At 34.1% G+C, this 20,119-nt stretch carries 12 protein-coding genes and 1 tRNA gene; 11 read left to right on the top strand and 2 right to left on the bottom strand.

Annotated features, from left to right (window positions below):
- Positions 1-162: 162 nt before the first annotated feature.
- From JJQ60_RS18150 to JJQ60_RS18105, 10 genes are all read left to right on the top strand, one after another.
- A complete protein-coding gene (locus tag JJQ60_RS18150) occupies positions 163-1,077 on the top strand; it encodes a helix-turn-helix transcriptional regulator (RefSeq protein ID WP_201923580.1) in 915 nt (304 codons plus the stop codon).
- A 436-nt stretch (positions 1,078-1,513) separates the two neighbouring features.
- The gene (locus JJQ60_RS18145; RefSeq protein WP_201923578.1) at positions 1,514-5,299 is read left to right on the top strand and encodes a Hint domain-containing protein; all 3,786 of its coding nucleotides are present in this window, start codon (positions 1,514-1,516) and stop codon (positions 5,297-5,299) included.
- 10 nt (positions 5,300-5,309) lie between these two features.
- Entirely contained in the window at positions 5,310-9,860 is a 4,551-nt protein-coding gene (locus JJQ60_RS18140) for a DUF6443 domain-containing protein (RefSeq protein WP_201923576.1), read from the top strand.
- A 460-nt stretch (positions 9,861-10,320) separates the two neighbouring features.
- Entirely contained in the window at positions 10,321-10,512 is a 192-nt protein-coding gene (locus JJQ60_RS18135; RefSeq protein WP_201923574.1) for a hypothetical protein, read from the top strand.
- A 204-nt stretch (positions 10,513-10,716) separates the two neighbouring features.
- A complete protein-coding gene (locus JJQ60_RS18130) occupies positions 10,717-12,513 on the top strand; it encodes a DUF5018 domain-containing protein (RefSeq protein ID WP_201923572.1) in 1,797 nt (598 codons plus the stop codon).
- 167 nt (positions 12,514-12,680) lie between these two features.
- Positions 12,681-13,514: a DUF5018 domain-containing protein gene (locus JJQ60_RS18125; protein ID WP_201923570.1), complete on the top strand. Its 834-nt coding sequence runs from the start codon at positions 12,681-12,683 to the stop codon at positions 13,512-13,514.
- 341 nt (positions 13,515-13,855) lie between these two features.
- Complete coding sequence (locus JJQ60_RS18120; RefSeq protein WP_201923568.1) at positions 13,856-16,093, top strand: leucine-rich repeat domain-containing protein; 2,238 nt, start codon at positions 13,856-13,858, stop codon at positions 16,091-16,093.
- Positions 16,094-16,135: 42 nt separating this feature from the next.
- On the top strand, positions 16,136-16,999 hold the full coding sequence (locus JJQ60_RS18115; RefSeq protein WP_201923566.1) for a hypothetical protein: 864 nt from the start codon (positions 16,136-16,138) through the stop codon (positions 16,997-16,999).
- A gap of 221 nt (positions 17,000-17,220) precedes the next feature.
- Entirely contained in the window at positions 17,221-17,538 is a 318-nt protein-coding gene (locus JJQ60_RS18110) for a hypothetical protein (RefSeq protein ID WP_201923563.1), read from the top strand.
- Positions 17,539-17,572: 34 nt separating this feature from the next.
- Positions 17,573-17,779 (top strand): hypothetical protein, encoded by a 207-nt coding sequence (locus JJQ60_RS18105; RefSeq protein WP_201923560.1) that lies wholly within the window; start codon positions 17,573-17,575, stop codon positions 17,777-17,779.
- A gap of 310 nt (positions 17,780-18,089) precedes the next feature.
- Here the strand turns inward: JJQ60_RS18105 and JJQ60_RS18100 are convergent, their stop codons facing one another.
- Positions 18,090-19,418 (bottom strand): MATE family efflux transporter, encoded by a 1,329-nt coding sequence (locus JJQ60_RS18100; protein ID WP_201923558.1) that lies wholly within the window; start codon positions 19,416-19,418, stop codon positions 18,090-18,092.
- Positions 19,415-19,912, bottom strand: coding sequence for a GNAT family N-acetyltransferase (locus JJQ60_RS18095; protein ID WP_201923556.1), 498 nt, complete (start codon positions 19,910-19,912; stop codon positions 19,415-19,417). Before JJQ60_RS18095 ends, JJQ60_RS18100 begins: the two co-directional genes overlap by 4 nt.
- 121 nt (positions 19,913-20,033) lie before the next feature.
- On the opposite strand from JJQ60_RS18095, the gene JJQ60_RS18090 reads away from it, so the two are divergent.
- Positions 20,034-20,107 (top strand) — tRNA-Ala (locus JJQ60_RS18090).
- Positions 20,108-20,119: the final 12 nt, after the last annotated feature.

Below are 20,119 nucleotides of genomic sequence, written 5' to 3'. Positions count from 1 at the left end.
TGTCAGTCTTGATTAGGATCAAGACTACGGATATTAGAACTATTTTTTACAATTTTTAGATCCAAAATGTTAAATTCTGTTAAAAAATAGTATATTTGTACCTTTAAATCAGTGAGTTAGCAAATTGCTTGCTCCAGAGTTTCTCATTAATTCGCCCCAGTAATGCAGGAATACAAAGATATATATTACAATCATTTTTCTAAAAAACAAGGACCCTTACCTCCTCAGTTTAATAGAAATGAAAACTTCATGATGCGTTTTAAAACGCAATTGCCATATTATGGATACAATGAAAATAGTCTGACGATCATCTATTTTAAAGAAGGTGTAGGAGATCTGGTTGTAAAAGACAAAAAGGTAAAAGTTGATGGAAATAAGTTCATCGTCTCCAATCCAAGTTATGGTTGGGAGTATTTCAATAAAAGCGAAGACTATATTGATGTGCTTAGTTTTGCGGTTTCTGATGATCTTATTGCAAAATTTAACTTCTTTGCTTTTGCATCTGAAGAGCAATTGCTTAGTGTACCTCTGGAGAAAATAGAGCAAAAATCTTTTTTTATAGAAAAAATATACAACGCCGATCACTATCCTTCGGGCAGATTATTAAAACAAATACATCAACAAAGTCGTACTAGCAATTACGAATACCTTAACCCGCAAGAACTTACTATTGAGGTATTACAGGCCATTTATCAAGATCAATTTAGGGCATATCGCATGGCCGATCAAATTGCGGCCACCAAATCTTCTACAAAAATTGAAGTTTTAAAAAGGCTTCTGGTTGCTTATGAATATATTCACGATAACGTTGAACGTAAAATAACTATTGAAGACCTCTCGCAAGCTGCTGCATTATCAGAATATCATCTGTACAATTCATTCAAAAAGGTTTTTGGTAAAACTCCTCATCAATATGCAATTAGTCTAAAAATGAGAAGAGCTAAAGACTATATTGATACAGGCCATATTAATATCTCAGAAATTGCCGATATTTTGGACTTTCCTGATTTGGCATCGTTTAGCAAATTGTTCAAAAAAACATACGGTTGTTCGCCGGCTAATTATAAGGCAGCATAAAAATCATTTGCTGAATTGTTTTCTCATATTAGCATTAATAGCATGGTTTGGAATGGTTAAAGAGATTAAAAGGTCGATGTGGACTTTTATCTTTCTTTTAAATTATTAATAGATGCTTTACTTATATGTTGTTGATTCAAAACGCACCTATCTTGTTAAGGACTTTTGATATTCTTCTTTGTGTACAATTGAAAACCTAGACACTATCATAAACACTATGACCGATTTTGGGATGTGTTTCTATACTTCAAAAGAATTTTCTGAACGCACACATCGAGCTGCTAAAACATAATATTTATGTGATAAATCCACAATTCAGTTTAGCAACCCAAACCTCAATTTCATAAACTCTAATAGTCATTTCAAAAAGTGACTTGCTTCTTTATCGATATATAATATGAGCTTTATGTTCAATTTTCACAGAAATCAATCTAACATGAAGCAACTGATAGTAACCTTTATATTATTTTTTATTTTTTCAGTCGGAAAATCACAAGAAATACAACCACTTACATCTCCCGATGTTGCAGCGTTTATGAATGCTAACTATTTTCCCATGGATGAATACACCGGTAGAGCAAACATAACGATACCGATATATACCATTAATCTTGATGGCTTAGAAATACCCATTTCTCTTTCTTATAATACTGGTGGTGTAAAAGTAAACACGGCCTCCTCAAGAGTTGGGCTTAATTGGTCCTTAAATACCGGCGGCCTAATATCAAAACAAATTCTTGGTTTACCGGATCTGGCTTCCACATCTAAATATAATCAAGAAAGACAAATGAGAGTCTATTTGCAATATGGTTACTTAAGAGGGTTATTTCAGACATTACGTTGGGATGAATACAATGTTCCTATCCAAAATAAAGATACAGAAGCAGATTTATTTTACGTCGCTGCTCCAGGTCTAACCACCAAGTTTAACCATGCAGCAGGAAGAGGCAAGGCATTAGAGTTAACCAAAACGGGATCTGTTATCTATAGCCCTTTTCAGGATGAAGCTGGACGAGATGAAATAAAGCGCAATATTATAAACTTTAAAATAACTTCTCCCCAAGGTTTTATATATGACTTTAAAGATCGTGAGTATGATGCCGTTTTTTCTATTCCCTTAAAAGATGGAGATATGACGGATGATCTGGTTAATAGTCCTTGGAGCTCAAATCTCACTGAAGAAGAGTTGGTTGGTTATTTTGAGAGTGCTCCTTTTTATACCTCGTGGAAAAAATATATGAAACTAGACCCTTTTCCGACTATACATACTTCTTCTATTACCAGCCCTATAAGTAAAAGATCGGTTAAGTTTTATTATGTAGATGATTTTATTGTTGATAGCGAAAGGCGAATTGTTCGACAATACAAAAACGGAAGCAGGGTATCTCAAACCAACATACCTCATAGTTATCATAAACAAAAGGTTATTGATAAAATTGTTTTTCCAGAAGGGGAGGTCCTATTTTATTATTGTAATGATCAAAGACAAGATATACCCAGTGCACGCAGACTTAAAAAGATCGAAGTAAAAAACAATAACGGTAAGCTCATCAAAGGCGTTGTTTTTGAACACGATTATTTTAGGGGCGCAAGCAGCTGTAACGACCCTCAATGTTTACGCCTAAAACTACAAGAAATTAATTTTTTTGACGGGGATGGTAACGTGCTACCGGGCTATAGCTTTTCATATAATACCACTGCATTACCAAAACGTTATTCTAACAATCAGGATTTTACTGGCTATTATAATGGCAATCATAATGTACCTCTTACTAACTATATCCCTCGTATCTATTATAAAGCCGGTCAAAAAAAAGACTCATACCTCCCTTTTCCGTTTTCTGGTTATAGTGCTTTAGATGGTACTGTCTCGTTATTGCCAAACGTAACCTACGCCAAAGCAGGTGTCTTGAAAAGAATCACCTATCCCACAGGAGGAGCTATGACATTAGACTATGAGCTCAATTCATTTAGATTCAAAAATCAAGAAATTAAAGGCGGAGGACTTAGAGTTAAATCGCAAACTATGTATGATAGTGATGGGCAACAAAAACGAAAAACAAACTATACGTATAAACATGCGACAGCTACCTCAGGAAGAATCGCTGGCCTACCATGGTATATAGTAGATAGAGATTATGTTACAGACGAAGGTAAAAATGTAGTGGTCAACCAGGAGTCTTTATCCATGCCAACAACCAATGGATCTTTGGTTGGATATTTAAGCGTAAAAATTGAAGAAGAAGGTAATGGTTATATCTATAATGAATATTCTGATGTCGACAGATATCCTAATATTTATGATGAAAATTTTACCATTAGTGAAGGGATTAGATGTTGTGCCCCAACACCTCAAGACATCCAAAAAAAGATAAACGACGGGTTTTATCCGCTAATTTATCAAGATATGGATATCAAAAGAGGAAAGTTATTACACTCTTTTGTGTTTGATAATAATAATAAGCTGATACGACAAACTATTAATCAATATAGTCATAACATTTATGATGAAACAGCGGTTTGGTCTATCATTGGCGAAGCTGATATACGTAGCCGTTTTGATATTGGTGAAGGGCATCCCTATACCAAATTTACTTCTGATCTCTTATCTGAAAGCTATTTGCTTAACAGTACAAAAATCATAGAGCATCTGGAAGGTGGAAACGTAATAAACACGAGTTCATTTATATATGATACCGAACGCCCTTTGCTAAAAGAAAAAAAGACCGTTATCAATAATGCAAACACAAGTAAAGAAAAATACACATATCCTTTTGATAGCGAGGTAGACCCTGCATCTTCTACGGGTAAATTATCAGAATATAATATCCTTACACCGGTAGGAATAAAGTATTTTGAAAACGATGAGTTGTTAACCCAGGAGCATACAACATATAGCGACTTTGGAGATGGTAAACTTTTGCCCGCTCATACTACCATGTCAAAAGGAACGGGGCAGTTAGAAATAAAAGAGATATTTCATACGTATGACAAAAAAGGAAATATAGTTGAGCATTCAAGACCAAATGGGACCCCGATCTCAACGGTCTGGGGATACAACTATGAGCGAAAAATTGCTCAAGTTTTGGGTGCAACATATTCTGATATTTTGGCGGCATTAAATGTTGAGAATTTAGACTATTTACAGGCAATGTCTAATAGCGATTTAGACGTGGAGCTTAAAAAACTAAGGAATCAACTCCCCAATGCTCAAATACATACCTATTTATATCAACCTTTAGTGGGAATCGAAAAAGCTACTAACGAAAAAGAAATCACCACTACCTATGAATATGATGGATTTAATAGATTGATTAATGTAAAAGATGAATATGGAAATTTAATATCAGAGCAGGAATATAATTATAAAAGAAAACCAAATTTTACAGTAACCCCCGAGCCTCTCCAAGTTAAAATAGAAGTAAATAAAGAATGGAAATTGCCACGCCCCGGACTACCCACATCTTATATAATGTCGTTTACAGCTTTTGTAAAAGGAGGTAAAGGGAAATATAAATACGAGTGGCGAGGGTTAGATCCTGACCCAAGTGTAACAAGTTGGAAGTTTGGAAGCAATGATACATTTACAGCCAGAGCGGCATGTGAAAGGGTATCGGGTACTCTTAAAATCATGGATGGATCAGGAAATGTTATAGACAAAGAATTTAGTTTCAAGCACAGCATGGCAAAGCCTTGCGGTTCAGGAGGTGATGACTTTGACATTCCTTCCTGTTTTATCGCAGGTACTCAAATACAAATGACCGATCATACCACTAAAAATATTGAAGATGTAAATATTGGAGATCAAGTGCTTACCTACAATCTCGATACCAAAAAACTTGAGGCCGGCGAAGTGCAGAACATAGTATCTCCTACACATCATAAAATGGTAATTCTTGAATTTGAAAACGGTATCAAAAATACCAATACCTACGATCACCCGTATTATGTAAAAGGTAAAGGCTGGGCATCATACCAACCCAAAATGACCAAAAAGAACTATGATCTTGACGTAAAACAGATCGAACCTGGTGATATGGTGTTTTTATATCAATCTAAATCCAAAAGACTCAAAGAAATCAAATTAGTAAGCCATAAAGAAATAGAGAAAGAGGTTACTACTTATAACCTTGATAAGGTGAGTAAAAATCATAATTTCTTTGCTAATGGCATATTAGTACATAACAAATCTTCTTTTACTCAGAGCACACCTAAAAATTAATGTCACCATTATGAAAAAATTAATATCTATGTTATCCTTTGTTTTTCCATTGCTGTGCATTGGGCAAACATCTACAGAAAACTATATTAAAACGATAAGCTATCAAACACAAACATCTAATAAAAGATACATTGATGATTATACCACATATTTAGGCAGTTCGGATATTTTTTGGAGTCCATCAGGAACCCAGGGTGGTGCTAGTGGATCGATTAAACTAAAAGATGGTGTTTTAACCTTTAATTTTAGTGGATCTTGGTCTAAATCCAGTAGGTTAAGAATAGGTAAAATTAAGAAACTAAACACCAGTCCAGAAATTCTTCCGGATATGGAATTAGGACCTATTAAAAACAACGAGCAAAACGGTCAAGATACTGGATACTTTGCCAAGATAAGTAATGGCCATTTGGTATTCTATTCTCCAATTTATATCAATAGTGTTAACAACTTATTTACAGCTCAGCTGGAGGGAACAACCATTAACAATTATGAGACTTATTTTGGAAGTGATATACATGAATGTGTACAAGGCGGTAGTGGTAGTACTAGTGGAAGAGTATTGATAAAAAATAACAAGTTAAGTATAGTGTTCTCGGGATCCTGGTCAAATTGCGACCTAAAACTCGGAGAGATTGCCTATATAAATACAAGGCCTATTCGAGATATGGAGCTGGGAGTCATCAAAACTTCTGATGGTTTAAAAACAGCGTATCGTGCTAAAATTGAAAATAATTATTTGGTGTTTTATTATACCGGAACTCCAGGTTCAAACAGCATTAATATCGACGGTGTTGACACCCTTATTGAAACAAATATATCTGCCCCGATTATTTACAATCTGGGACTTAGTGGGTCAGAGATTATTGATTGTTCTAATGGCGGCGGCGGTGGCGCAAGTGGTGAACTCACCATACAACATAATAGAATTAAACTTAGGTTCAGTGGAGGCTGGTCTTCTACATGCAGTTTAAAACTGGGACAGATTAAACAGTTAAACGGCACACAATATCCAATACCCAATACTGTGCTAGGTGACATTACGGACAGAGATGGAAATATCACACCCTATGGTGCCAAAATCGAAAACAAATATTTGGTGTTTTATAAAAAGCCAATCATCCCAGACCCTCCAACTAATGCAAATGGAAACTTTAAGGTGAAAATTGGAATCACAGATGATGATAAAATAATTACCGTTGATTATGCTAATGGTTTAGGAAGTACCAAACAATCTATAGCAGTTAGATCAGGAGGAAACAAAGAAGATATTATATTACACAAAGCCTATGATCAGTTTGGAAGGCAAAATAAACAATATTTACCATTTGCTCATTCATCTTCTCGAAATGGGGCCTTCTATTCTAACTCTGTGGATCGAATTAATTCGTTTTACAACACGTCGAAGTATGAAAACACAACCAATCCATATACTGAAACCGTTTATGAGTCTTCTCCATTAAATCGAGTATTTGAAAAAGGGGCTCCAGGAACACCATGGAAAGTTAACAGAACTAAAGACACTGATCATACAACCAAAATTATTTATGCAACAAATAATGTCAATAGTGTGGTACATTTTAAAGTGACCTACCAAAGTGGAGACACTTCATTCAGTCCTACTCTAGAAAAAAATGGGTTTTATCCTGCTAGCGATTTATATAAGACGATAACCAAAAATGAAAACTGGCAACCAGGGCAACAATATCCCAAAAATAATACTATTGAGGAATTTACAGATAAGCGAGGGCATACCATTCTAACTCGTACATATAACAATAATATAGCTCATAATACCTACTATGTTTATGATAAATACGGAAATTTAACCTACGTCATTCCACCCAAAGTAATAATCACAGATGGGGTATCAAACAGTGAGCTTGCCGAATTATGTTATCAATATAAATATGACATTAAAAACAGATTAGTTGAGAAAAAGATACCTGGAAAAGGCTGGGAATATATTGTTTATAATAAACTTGATAAGCCTATTATGTTTCAGGACGCCAATCTAAGAGTCGAAAACAAGTGGTTATTTACTAAATACGATGCTTTTGGTAGAGTTGCCTACACGGGTATATTTCATCATGAGAAATCCGGAAGAGAATTTTGGCAAGACTTTTCAGAGAATTACAACATACAGCATGAAAGTAGAATTTATCCGGGAGTAGAAAGAAAAGGTACATTGATGTATTATACCTTAGTGGCTTTTCCTCAAGATTTTCTTGAGATCAATACCATAAATTATTATGATGATTATAATTTTGATTTATCTGGAGGAGATAATCCAAACACTATATATAGTCAGGTCGTAAGTAATAATCCTAAAACATTACCTACCGGAAGTAAAGTACGTGTTTTGGGGACCAAAGAGTGGATTACAACCGTAAATTATTATGATAATAAGGCAAGATTAATTTATAGTTATCAAAAAAATGACTACCTCAAAACTATTGATCACACTAGTTATAAAGTAGATTTTGCTGGTAAAATATTGGAGACCAAAACCTCTCATCAATTACACACATATCCGGCTCTGATTACTGTAGATAAGTTTACTTATGATCATATGAAGAGATTGATTTCACAAACTCAAAAAATCAATAATCAACCAGAGGAGTCTATTGTACAGAATGAATATGACGAATTAGGAAAATTAATTGCAAAAAAAGTGGGTAATAATCTTCAGGATGTTAGCTACAAATATAATATCAGGGGTTGGTTAACCCAAATTAATGATCCCGATACCCTGGGCGAAGATCTTTTTGCATATAAAATCAATTATAATGATCCCACGGGTACAACCACTCCTCTATATAATGGTAATATTTCGCAAAGTCAATGGAAAACGGCTAATGATAATGTAAAGAGGCAATATTCGTATACATACGATGCTTTAAACAGGATTACAAAAGGAACCCATAACACTGGAAAATATAATCTTACCGATGTAAATTACGACAAAAACGGTAACATTTTGAAGCTTACCCGCACTGGTTGGCAAAATGGAGTAAGTTTTGCTAATATGGATCGTTTACATTATACTTATGATCAAGGTAACAAATTGGTAAAGATAGTAGATACGGGTCATGATCAGTATGGTTTTAAAGATGGTAATACTACCGACATCGATTATCTACATGATGCCAATGGTAATATGGTCAAAGATCTAAACAAAGGTATTACCAGTATTACCTATAATCACCTTAATTTACCTGAAACTGTAACTATTGCAAATGGTGAAGGAACAGGAAAGATCACTTATATGTATAAAGCTACAGGGGAAAAACTGAAAAAAATTGTCACCCAAGGAGGTTCAGTAACCAATACCGAATATGCAGGAAATTATATTTATAAAAATGGTAGCCTCGAGTTTTTTAATCATCCTGAAGGATATATTGAGCCTAATACTACAGGCGGTTTTGATTATATATATCAATACAAAGACCATTTAGGCAATATTCGCCTAAGTTATAGTGACGATAACAACGATGGGACGGTTACCCAACAAGAAATTCGTAAAGAAAACAACTATTACCCCTTTGGCTTAAAACATAAAGGGTATAATAATACTGTGTCAGGGCGAGATCATCAGTATGGTTTTGGAGGCAAAGAAGAACAAAACGAGCTGGGCTTAGATTGGGTCGACATTACTGCTCGAAATTATGATCCTGCATTAGGACGTTGGATGAACTTAGATCCATTAGCAGAACAAATGCGCGGATATTCGCCTTATAATTATACATTTAATAATCCAATATTTTTCAGTGATCCCGATGGAAAGAAACCCCAACCATCAAATAATCCTATATATGTATACAGAGGAAGTCATGGGCAAATTAACATTAAATACTTTACTACAACAGAAAGAATAGCTGCTAATGTTTATAAAGAAATTGCGTTAAGCCGATTCGGTTGGGCTGGCGTAGTGGTTTCTGTTTATGATGCAGCTTCAAACTGGCGTAATCAGTCTGCTCTTGAAACCGCAGCCAAAGTTACGAGACCACCTGTTTCGAAAGCAACATCTGATTTTTTCAATTGGTTTGAAGAGGGGTATTATAATGATGGTTATCGCCCTCAAGGAACATGGCATTATAGCAAAGCCAATAAGTTCTTTTTACAACCTCTTACCAAAGGTTTGGGATATTCTGCAGTTGTTATGGAAGCATTGGATAGTAACCCAACCAGACAAGAAACACTGGCAATGTTTACAGTAGAATTAGTAAAAGGCTTTTCTAAAGGTAGAGCAACATCTGATATTACACATGAGTCTCTAGTATATACCAAAGGTTTATTTAAAGATATAAAAGAAGCACAAAGAGCTGTTGGCATCATATACAACGCTCTGGATATATATTTGCAAAATTTAGATCTAACAGATCCTGATGATACGGTTGACATTTATAATAATGTCATTGCGCCCAATGCAGAACAAATAGTTGGAGATTATATATCTAGCTTTTTTGCTTCTGATAATAGGGAATACCAAGGAAGAACAGGGCAGTTAAGATTACAAAGAGATATAGATAGATTTAATGAGGCAATAAACAGAACAAATTAATTTTTAAACCAGATAACGCATATTTATAATGAGCGTGTCATAATCATAAAAAACAGTTACAGTTAGTTATATATCTGTAACTGTTTTCTTTATGGTATTTCTCCTGTATAATACGTAAACCGAATCTTAACATATCTTAAGATTGTAATTTGTTAAGTTAGTTTTGTATTTCGAGCATATAAAAGGATTGTTGAGGTGAGAAAAAGATCCTGATTTCAAAATTAAATATCCCTTAAATATACTATGGATTATCCTGTTAAGGAACTGCCAATTGATTTAAAAGATCATTGTTGAGTAATTTGCAATTATTCTTTATCTAAACAAAGTTTTGATTCGCTTTAGAAACAGAAAAAAGAAGTTTAGAAAGTAAGAATAATGATTCAGAAGCTTAGATGGATTATGATTAGAAATAATAAGTACTTTGAAAATGAATCATTATAAATACTTAAAAACAAAAAACATGCTAAAAAACATTTTGAAAGTAACAGGAACACAACAACTAAACAAAAACGATCAGAAATCGATTAAAGGTGGATTTGGCAATTGGCCAACTACTGAAGAACAATGTCTACAATGTGGAGGTGAGTGGGGAGGTATTGCCTTTGGAACTGGCGGATTATGTTTATTGTCAAGAACTTCTCCTTGTGCATAAATGATATCGTTGGCATAGACGATTAGAATAAATAATAAAAGGCTGCCTACAATGGCGGTCTTTTATATTATTTGCCTTATGATTTAGAAACCCAAGAACCAGATTCAGCAATTAATATAAGTGTTCCAGAAATCGAAACACTAATTCTAACCTCTTTTTGTTCATTTTAGATTCATGATTCATCAACCCTAAATCAAGATGATTATGAAAAACCATGCCCTTTTATTACTTGTCTACACAGTATTCATATACTCTTGTGTCAAAGATGACATCCAGAAGCAAGTTGTTAAAAGTAATACCAAACAAATAACAGAATACGTTTTTCTAGCTTCAGAAAATGATGTGTTAAATGATGATTTGGTTGCTAATATTAATGAGGAAGAAAAACAAATTACGGTAACCGTTCCTTTTGGAACAGAACGTACTTCATTACAACCCAGTATTACGGTTTCCGAAAAATCTAAGATTACCCCCGATACCGGAGTTGCACAAGATTTTACAACTCCGGTTCTCTATAAAGTGGCAGCAGAAGATGGGTCTATACAAGAATATAATGTGGTAATTTCTGAAGCGCAAAAATCAGAGAAACGGATCATTTCTTTTGCATTTATGGCGAGTCAAAATAATGCCTTACAAGAAGACATTCTTGCAGTTATCAACGAATCCGAAAAAACGATACAAGCCATTGTGCCCTATGGCACTGCTGTAGATGCATTAACTCCCAAAATTTCGATTACACCCGGCACGACGATTACACCCGATGATACCTCGACACAAGATTTTAGTAATACCGTTAATTATACCGTTACTGCACAAGATAATTCTTCTCAAGCGTATACGGTAAATGTTGTAGTAGCTGGCAAAGAAATTTTAATATTTCCAAAAGCATTTCAGCGTATCGAGAACATCGAACCAGGAAGTAGTTTGATCCTACAACCAGGTATTCATGGAGAAATTGTATTCAAATATTGCAAAGGAACTAAAGATGGCCCAATAACTATTAAAAATGCTTCTACAGGAGATGTAGTTGTCAACCCGAGATATTATAGAGAACAAGGAAACAATGTTAGCTTTTCTTGGCGATTTATTGAGAGTGCATTTATTCATATCGAAGGAAACAATAATCCCGGTAAATGCCAGGGGATAGAGTTTAGAGAGATGCAAATTCATACGCATGAGTGGACCAATAGTATGCTAGTGGCTAATTGTAGATTTATTAAAGGATCCAGGGCTCCCAATGGCAATGGTGTGGCAAGCCTAAGTATTAAAGTTCCTTATTTGCAAATTGGTGAAAAGGATCCTGATCGATATGCCAATTTTGTACAAGAATATGCTATTGTAAGAAATTGTTATTTCGATGAACCTTCAAACGAGGCAATCTATATCGGTAATACCTACAATATTTATCACCTTACTAAAAATGTAGAAATTACCAATGTATACGTAAAAGATTCTGGCAGAGAATGTATTCAGGTGTCTAATGCGCTGCAGTACAAAGCATCTAATTTAACATTGATCGGTTCAGGTCTTAATAACGAAACCGGTGCGCAGATGAATATGTTTCAGGTAGGCAACTCGAGTGGTTCTTTAGAGAATTTTGTATTCGTTAATGCGGGAGAATATCCGATCATCATGTTTACCAAGGATTTTAAAATAAGAAATGGAGCTATTTATAATGCTCAAAAAGGTGGCATCTTTCTGGGTAAATTTGCAATACGATATCCCGATTCTACAATCCCGGATAATCCTGTAGAAATTTCTAATGTGGCCATTCAAAACGGAAAGACAGCTTTGGTTGAGGTCGCATCTGATGAGATGTCCATAGTGCTTAATAATAATTCTGTGAGCAACATGATTAATGAGCATTACATTCAAAATGGACTGAATACAAACCAGGTAAGTTCTACCAACTTTAGGCAAAACATTGCTATTCCATCTTTTCAAGACTTCAATAATTCATTTTTTGACACTTTAGGGTATAAAGAAGCCAACTGTGATTAATGTGTAACGCAACTTAATAGTTATCAGTTTTTGACAACCTACTGTATTTGTGTGTCTTATATTTTCGCGCTTTCAAAATTGATGCAAAATAAAAAAGAATTTTGGGGTAAGAAATTCAAGAGCATCGAACATAGTAGTAAACATAAACCCAAAATAAGTAAGAACACATGAAAAATTATTTAAAATTAGTTGTTGTATTTGCTTTAGCACTTGCTTCATGTAGTAAGGATGATGATGCTGTAATGATCATTGACAATGGAGGAGAAATTATTCTTAGTGATGAAAAGCAAATCACAGCGTTTAAATTTCTGGCTTCAGAAAATGCTTCCTTAGACATCGATGTTATTGCTATTGTCAACAATGAAACGAAAACGATAGCGGCTACGGTACCTGCTGAAAGCATAATTGATAACCTTAAACCTAATATTGAAATTTCAGAAAAAGCGATTGTTACACCAAATAATGAAACAGCACAAGATTTTTCAAATACGGTAACCTATACAGTTACTGCTGAAGATGGTACTACCCAAAAATATGAAGTAATAGTAACTGAAGATATTACTAACGAATTTATTGGAGGAGGAACAGCATTTCCTTTAGATCAAGCTAAAGCCTTTAAGGACACCCGAGGCACTAATACTGGGTTTGTGATATGGCTTTTTTCATCTGATGTTAATGTGGTTGGCCCCTTTACTATTGAAGGAAAAGGAGATGGAATATTTATAAACTTCATTAATGATCAGGGAGTGATTGAAGGAGAATATGATGTGGATTTTGATTCATTGAGTGGTGATGAAGACTTTCCACCCATCCTTCCTTTTGTTGATACAGATTTTGATAACCCTAGTGAGGGGATTGGCCCAACAAAAGCATTAGGAAAAATTTCCATTACTAAAAAAGGCGACCAATATATTATAAAAGCAGATGTGACCTATACATTTAGCAATGGTCTCACCGAAGAGTTGAAAGTTACGTATAAAGGAATATTACCAGTTTCTTGATTTAATATAGACATTAGGTTAAAAAAATAAATTAAAAAACCACCTAAACGGGTGGTTTTTGTTTTTAGAAGAAAACAGGAGCATTTGCCTGTATCTCCAGGTACTAATATTTCGAAAAGAAACCCAAGTGTTTTGCAGTTTTTCTTCAATAACTTTTTGATTATCAATAGATACATGTTGAAAAAAAGCAAAAGTCATTAGTTTTTGACAACCTATTGTTTAGGTATGTCTTATAGTTTTGCGCTTTCAAAATTCGCACAAAAAAATTAAATGCTTTAGGGGTAAGAAACTCAATAGAAGAGAACATAGTAGTAAACGTAAACCCAAAATAACTAAGAATTATGAATAACTATTTAAGATTTGTAGTACTATTTGTATTAGCACTTGCTTCTTGTAGTACAGATGATGATGCAGGAGGAGTTACCCTAAGCAATCAAAAACAGATTACAGAGTTTAATTTTTTGACATCAGAAAATGAAGACTTAGACATTGACATTATTGCTACCATTAACGAAGAAACAAAAAAAATCGAAGCTACATTTCCTTTTGGAAGCTCGGTTAAAAATTTAAAACCAAATATAACAGTTTCAGAAAAAGCGGGTATTACACCTAATATTGATGAAGAACAAGATTTTTCAGGCCCAGTTATCTATACGGTTATGGCCGAAGATGGCACCACTCAGGAATATGAAGTGGTAGTAACAGTTTTGCAAATGACAGAGCGCGATGCTTTGATAGCCATTTACAATGCAAATCCAAACAATACATTAGATTGGGATGTCTCGCAAAATGATATATCCAATTGGGAAGGAGTTACCGTAGAGGATGATAGAGTTGTAATTTTAGCTATGGTAGACAAGGGAATAGAAACCTTGCCACAAGAAATAGGAATTTTAATTCATCTTAAGGCTTTAGTACTACCAAACAATCAGATTTCTTCTATACCTGTTGAAATTAAAAGACTAAATCAACTTGAAACGCTAAGGCTAGAAAATAACGATTTGACAAATATCCCTTCAGAGATAGGTAACCTCTCTTCGCTTACATCTTTAAACTTAAGTTTTAATACTATCGAACTTATACCATTAGAGATAGGAAATTTGACCAACCTTAGTAAGTTATATATACATTTCAACAAATTATCTTCGATCCCTGTAGAGATAGGAAAGCTTATTAATTTGGAAGATTTCTTTTTAAATAATAATCTTATTGAATCAATACCTACAGAAATACAAGAACTTTCTAAAATTAGACTACTTGTCTTAAGAAATAATTTACTTACCGAAATTCCTGTAGAAATAGGAAACCTAAGCACACTTACAGAGCTTTATCTCGAAGAGAATTCATTGCGCATTATTCCTGTAGAAATAGGAAGCCTAACCAATCTTGAGGAGTTATATGTTTATGACAATAAGCTAGTTAGCTTGCCGAGTGAAATAGGAAACCTAACGTCATTAAGATTTCTTCATTTTTATGACAATTCAGAATTAAAAATAGTTCCTCAAAAGGTTTGTGATCTAGAAAACTCAGGAACAGAGATTAGAAAAGATGACACAGCTATCTGCAAAACCCCTTCAAAAGACTATTTAGCCCTAAAAGCTTTTTACGAGGCAAATCCGGGTCTACTTTCATGGAATATTCAGGATCAGGATATGAATGGTTGGGAGGGTGTACGCTTTAATCTCGAAAGAAAAGTAGTCGAATTGATTCTTCGTGATAAGCAACTTATTAAATTACCTAAAGAAATAGGTGAATTAACAGCACTAAAAGCATTGATTGTTGATGGGAATAATTTTGAAGAAATGCCTTCAGAAATTGGTAACCTTGTACTATTAGAAAGGTTATGGGTATCTCGAAATAAAATAACAAGCCTTCCTGTAACTATTGGTAATTTAACAAAATTAACAAGCTTTTTAGCATTTGACAACCGCATCACTAATTTACCTTCAGAAATTGGTAATCTTACATTGTTGGAAACCCTATGGATGCAACAAAACCAGATTACTACAATTCCTTCAGAAATTGGCGAACTTATAGCTTTAAACGACTTATTCTTAGGTGATAACCTAATAACTTCTGTTCCAAAAGAAATAGGAAACTTGAAAAACCTAACTTCGTTAGTGCTTGGTCAAAACCAGTTCACTTCGCTACCCTCGGAAATGGAAAACCTTACAAATTTGACGAGCCTTAGCCTAATAGGAAGCTCAAACAAACAAAAACTAAGCTCTATACCAGCTTTTGTTTTTAAATTAATCAAATTGAAGAGTTTATCCTTATCCAGAAACCTACTAACCTCAATTCCGACAGAAATTGGTAGTTTAATAAACCTGGAAGTTTTGTTATTATCTCAAAATAGTTTACCAACACTTCCAGCAGAAATAGGCAACTTAAATAGTCTTTTTACCTTAAACGTATCAAATAATCGCTTGACCTCAATTCCTGCAGAATTGGGAGATATTACAAGTCTTAACTTCTTAGAAATACGATTTAATCCACTTACAACGATACCCCAAGAAGTTTGTGATCTCGAAAATACGGGAACTACAATTAGAAAGGATGATAAAGCTATTTGTCGATAGTAACTACGATAATCTAAAAAATAACCCAAAAATAAATTAAAAATGAAAACAAGAAAATTACTAACCTCAATCGCAATTATTACAATAGTGTTATTTATGCAACCAAGTACTGCACAAGAAAAATATTTTGCAGGCAACCCGCACGATAAAGATCCCAAATGGAGAGAGCATAAAATAGGTTCGGCAGTAGTTACGGGCTGTTGTAATACTGATGAGTTTACCATAAATTATAATGTAGGTGATGTGCTTTCTGGACGTTATAAAGAGCTAGACAAATTAATAAGAAACTATCCCGAATTACCAAACTATTATGAAGCAGAGGGCAACGTGACAGAATTTGAATTTGTTGTCATCGAAGATGATGGAGATATTTTGGCATTTAATTACAAATCAGGATCACGAGAAACTCCCGAGGTAGAATCACTAATTATATTTAAAAAAGTAAAAGGAAAATCTTCGAAAAAAGAAGTAGAAGAAAAGAAAAAGTGGGTAAAAGAATTCTTTGAAACTAAAGTAAGAAAAGCTTGGGCAAATGAAAATAGTGAAGAGCTAAAGAAAGTATTCTTACCCAAACCTGGTAAAATGCAAACCTCTGTTCGCGCTAAAGAAATTATATCGGTATTAAATAATCGAGAAGGATATGATAATGATTATTACCATGCTGTGATTCTTTCTAACGATTGGAATATCGAACACCATAATTATACAGGTGCAATATTAGGTAGAACCGTAACAGCTCGTACCGTAAGAAAAGGAGCTGATGGGATATGTAGATACCACACTACAAAATTTATGCAAGAATATACTGGATCTGGGTATCAAAAGAACTTAAAATACTATAAGGCAACTAGGCTGACAAAAGGAGTGGCCGGAAATGGAAAAATTGCTTGCGAGAACGTAAAGTAAGTAATAAGTGAGTTAAGTTTTGTTAAAATACCGGATAACAAAGGGGTTAGGAGTTATTCGGTATTTTTTTGAAATAAAATAATCGCATAAACCTGATGATATAGAAAATTATAAGTTTTTGACAACACAAGCTATTGGTTTGCCGAGTATTTTTGTTTTTTTAAAAACCTTAGGGTAAGAAATTTGCGAATAAAACGAACAATTAAACAATAGCACTAATTATGAGAAACGCAAGATTATTTGGAATCATATTCTTAATTATTGGAGTAAGTATAAGCTGGTTTTATTTATCAACATTAAATGAAATTGGGACAACATTACGAATTCTAGCAATAGGACCTTTTATTGTTGGTGCAAGTATAGGCATGATTATAGTACCAGGATATACCCTTACACCAGACGAATGGAAAATAAAAGAACAACGTCTAAAACTAATTATGTCAAAAACAAAAACAACCTATAAAGCGATTTGGGTTGGTTTAGGAGTTGCAGGGATCATAATGGCTAGATCGGGGGTTTTTAACTCTTTCTTTATATAAGTTGATCGATTTTAAATTAAAAAAACAAGTAAATATGATAGGAGGAATTATTCTACTAACGATAGCATTAATAGCATGGTTCGGAATGGCTAAAAATGCTTCTGAAGAATCTGCAACTGGATTTGTAAGAATTTTCAAATCTATATTTGGAATGAAAGGGTATATCATCATGGCAAAATTCATTGCTATTCTTTTTTTACTTGCAGCATTGGCAGAATTTTATAAATATTTTACAGAGTAACTATTGCCTAAACATGGTGTTTTTATGATAATCAGAAAGGAGATGATTCAGATAAATGCCTGTTTATTCTTATATCGAATTTCTATTAATGAATGTGTAGTTGGGATACCGGGTAACAAAGGGGGAAATAGTTGCCCGGTATATTTTTAAAAACAATACTTATAAATACGTATCAATACGTATTTCATTGTAAATCAATCATATGTATATTTGAACTATGTTGAAAAAATATATAACAAAATATAAAGTAGAGATTGTGATTGGTACAATGTATCTGTTAACGCTTGTGGTGATTATAAAAATTTTAACCTTATGAAGATAAAGGGATATACTTATTCCTGAATTTTATAACCAAAGCTCCGCTACGTACTAGCATCCAAATGGTGATTGCTATCCATATACCATGTAGCCCCCAATCTAGGTAGCGTGAAATAAACAATGCGGGAAGAAACCCAAAAAACGTTGACCCTAAAAGTACATTTCGCAAATATCCGGTTTCACCCATTCCTTTAAATAACCCATCACCAACAAAAGCAACCGCATTAACTGGGAGTGTAATGACTACTAGATAGAAAAAACCAGAAAAAATCATAAGTACACTTTGATCTTTGGTAAATATTCGACCGAGAATTTCTGGTTGTATTAATGCAGCTATCCCCAAAATGATGGCTACAATAATCCCATATAATGATACTCTTTTTGCTAATTTTACCAGGTTCGTATAATCTTTAGCCCCTAGAAGTTTTCCTCCAAGGATATTGCCTGCACTGCCATAGCCATCTATAAAAAACGCTGAAAAGAGCCATAATTGCATAGCAATAGTGTGTGCAGCAACATAGTCTGTTCCGATTGCAGTAGCTTCACGAACTGCCATAATAATGGTTATATTAAGCGCTATGGATCGAATAAAAAGATTACCACTCATTATTAAAAAACGATTCATTTCTGGATGCCACGGTTTCCTTAATTTTAAGGATACATTTGTCTTTTTCAATAAGAATACGAAGGCTAAAATTGCCATTACAATTTGAGAAATAAGACTAGCCCAGGCTGCTCCTTCTAGATTCATTGGATCAATAACTCCCTTGATGCCATATACCAGAGCAAAATCTAACGCAACATTAATTCCTACACCTATTAATGCAACAACCATAGGCCAAAAGGTATTTTGCAACCCTCTAAAAATGCCAAAAACAGCAAATACGAAAAGAGATAAAGGAAATCCCCAAACTCTAATTTGATAATACGAAATACAATATTCTAATACAGTGCCTTCGGCATTGAGCAGTCTAAATATGGATTCTATAAACGGCACCGTGGTTAGTAAAATAATTAAACTTAGTCCCAAATTAAAGGTTATGGCTTGTGCAGGTAACGTTTTTACTTCTTCTAATTTTCCTGCTCCTAAATATTGCGAAATGATTGCCGAAATTGCACTTCGTGTTTGAGCCAAAATCCATATCAACATCGAAAGAAATGTTCCCACAATACCAACAGCCGCTAAAGATTCGGTTCCGTTAACCGGAATATTACCTACAACTGCTGTATCAGTGGCAGATAAAATTGGTTCTGCAATACCTGAAATAATAGCCGGTACTGCTAGTTTGTTTATGTTTTTAAAACTAATAACAGTACTCATATAAGTAGTTCGTAACAATAAAAAGGATCTTCACTTTGTTTAGGAAAATAAATTTCTCCTAATCGAGAATACCCTCGGGTTTCATAAAACTTTTGATTGCGCTTGTTTTGACTAAAAGTATCTAATCGTATTGACGCAAAACCATTCTTGATCGCATAACTTTCAGCATATTCCATTAGTTTTTGAGCACATCCTTGTCCCCAATATGTTGGATCTACTGCTAAGCGATGTATATATAGGTTATTTTTGTTTTTTGTAAGCCATTGCACAGGAGCATACTCTTCATCCATGATCTGAGTTAAGACTAAGATTCCTTTAATATTGACTTCCTCTAAGATATATAATTCTTGTAATTCGATATCCTTTTGAAAACGTTCTCGAGTAGGGTAATGCTCGTTCCACTGATAGATATTATTAGCTATCATTGCCTTGGCACAAGCTTTTGTTAACTTATGAATAGAATCCAGATCAGAAAATAGTGCTTTACGAATCATATTTTTTAGCAAATGCCAAAAATACTAACTTTATACCGCAGAATATATTGATTGATTGTATTCTACTTATTTTTTAGATAAACTTTAAGAAAAAAGAGTATTTTTGACACCCAAACAAAATGGGGATGTAGCTCAGCTGGCTAGAGTGCTTGACTGGCAGTCAAGAGGTCGTGGGTTCGAGTCCCATCTTCTCCACTAAAAAAAAGT

The organism is Aquimarina mytili (assembly GCF_016735115.1).
Lineage (GTDB): Bacteria > Bacteroidota > Bacteroidia > Flavobacteriales > Flavobacteriaceae > Aquimarina > Aquimarina mytili.
This window is presented reverse-complemented; position numbering and strand designations above follow the sequence as displayed.

What these genes read in the sequence shown, in the direction of transcription:
- JJQ60_RS18095 (WP_201923556.1), bottom strand. Translation starts at nt 19,912, where the DNA reads ATGATTCGTAAAGCACTATTTTCTGATCTGGATTCTATTCATAAGTTA.
- JJQ60_RS18110 (WP_201923563.1), top strand. Translation starts at nt 17,221, where the DNA reads ATGAGAAACGCAAGATTATTTGGAATCATATTCTTAATTATTGGAGTA.
- JJQ60_RS18150 (WP_201923580.1), top strand. Translation starts at nt 163, where the DNA reads ATGCAGGAATACAAAGATATATATTACAATCATTTTTCTAAAAAACAA.
- JJQ60_RS18145 (WP_201923578.1), top strand. Translation starts at nt 1,514, where the DNA reads ATGAAGCAACTGATAGTAACCTTTATATTATTTTTTATTTTTTCAGTC.
- JJQ60_RS18100 (WP_201923558.1), bottom strand. Translation starts at nt 19,418, where the DNA reads ATGAGTACTGTTATTAGTTTTAAAAACATAAACAAACTAGCAGTACCG.
- JJQ60_RS18120 (WP_201923568.1), top strand. Translation starts at nt 13,856, where the DNA reads ATGAATAACTATTTAAGATTTGTAGTACTATTTGTATTAGCACTTGCT.
- JJQ60_RS18105 (WP_201923560.1), top strand. Translation starts at nt 17,573, where the DNA reads ATGATAGGAGGAATTATTCTACTAACGATAGCATTAATAGCATGGTTC.
- JJQ60_RS18130 (WP_201923572.1), top strand. Translation starts at nt 10,717, where the DNA reads ATGAAAAACCATGCCCTTTTATTACTTGTCTACACAGTATTCATATAC.
- JJQ60_RS18125 (WP_201923570.1), top strand. Translation starts at nt 12,681, where the DNA reads ATGAAAAATTATTTAAAATTAGTTGTTGTATTTGCTTTAGCACTTGCT.
- JJQ60_RS18135 (WP_201923574.1), top strand. Translation starts at nt 10,321, where the DNA reads ATGCTAAAAAACATTTTGAAAGTAACAGGAACACAACAACTAAACAAA.
- JJQ60_RS18140 (WP_201923576.1), top strand. Translation starts at nt 5,310, where the DNA reads ATGAAAAAATTAATATCTATGTTATCCTTTGTTTTTCCATTGCTGTGC.
- JJQ60_RS18115 (WP_201923566.1), top strand. Translation starts at nt 16,136, where the DNA reads ATGAAAACAAGAAAATTACTAACCTCAATCGCAATTATTACAATAGTG.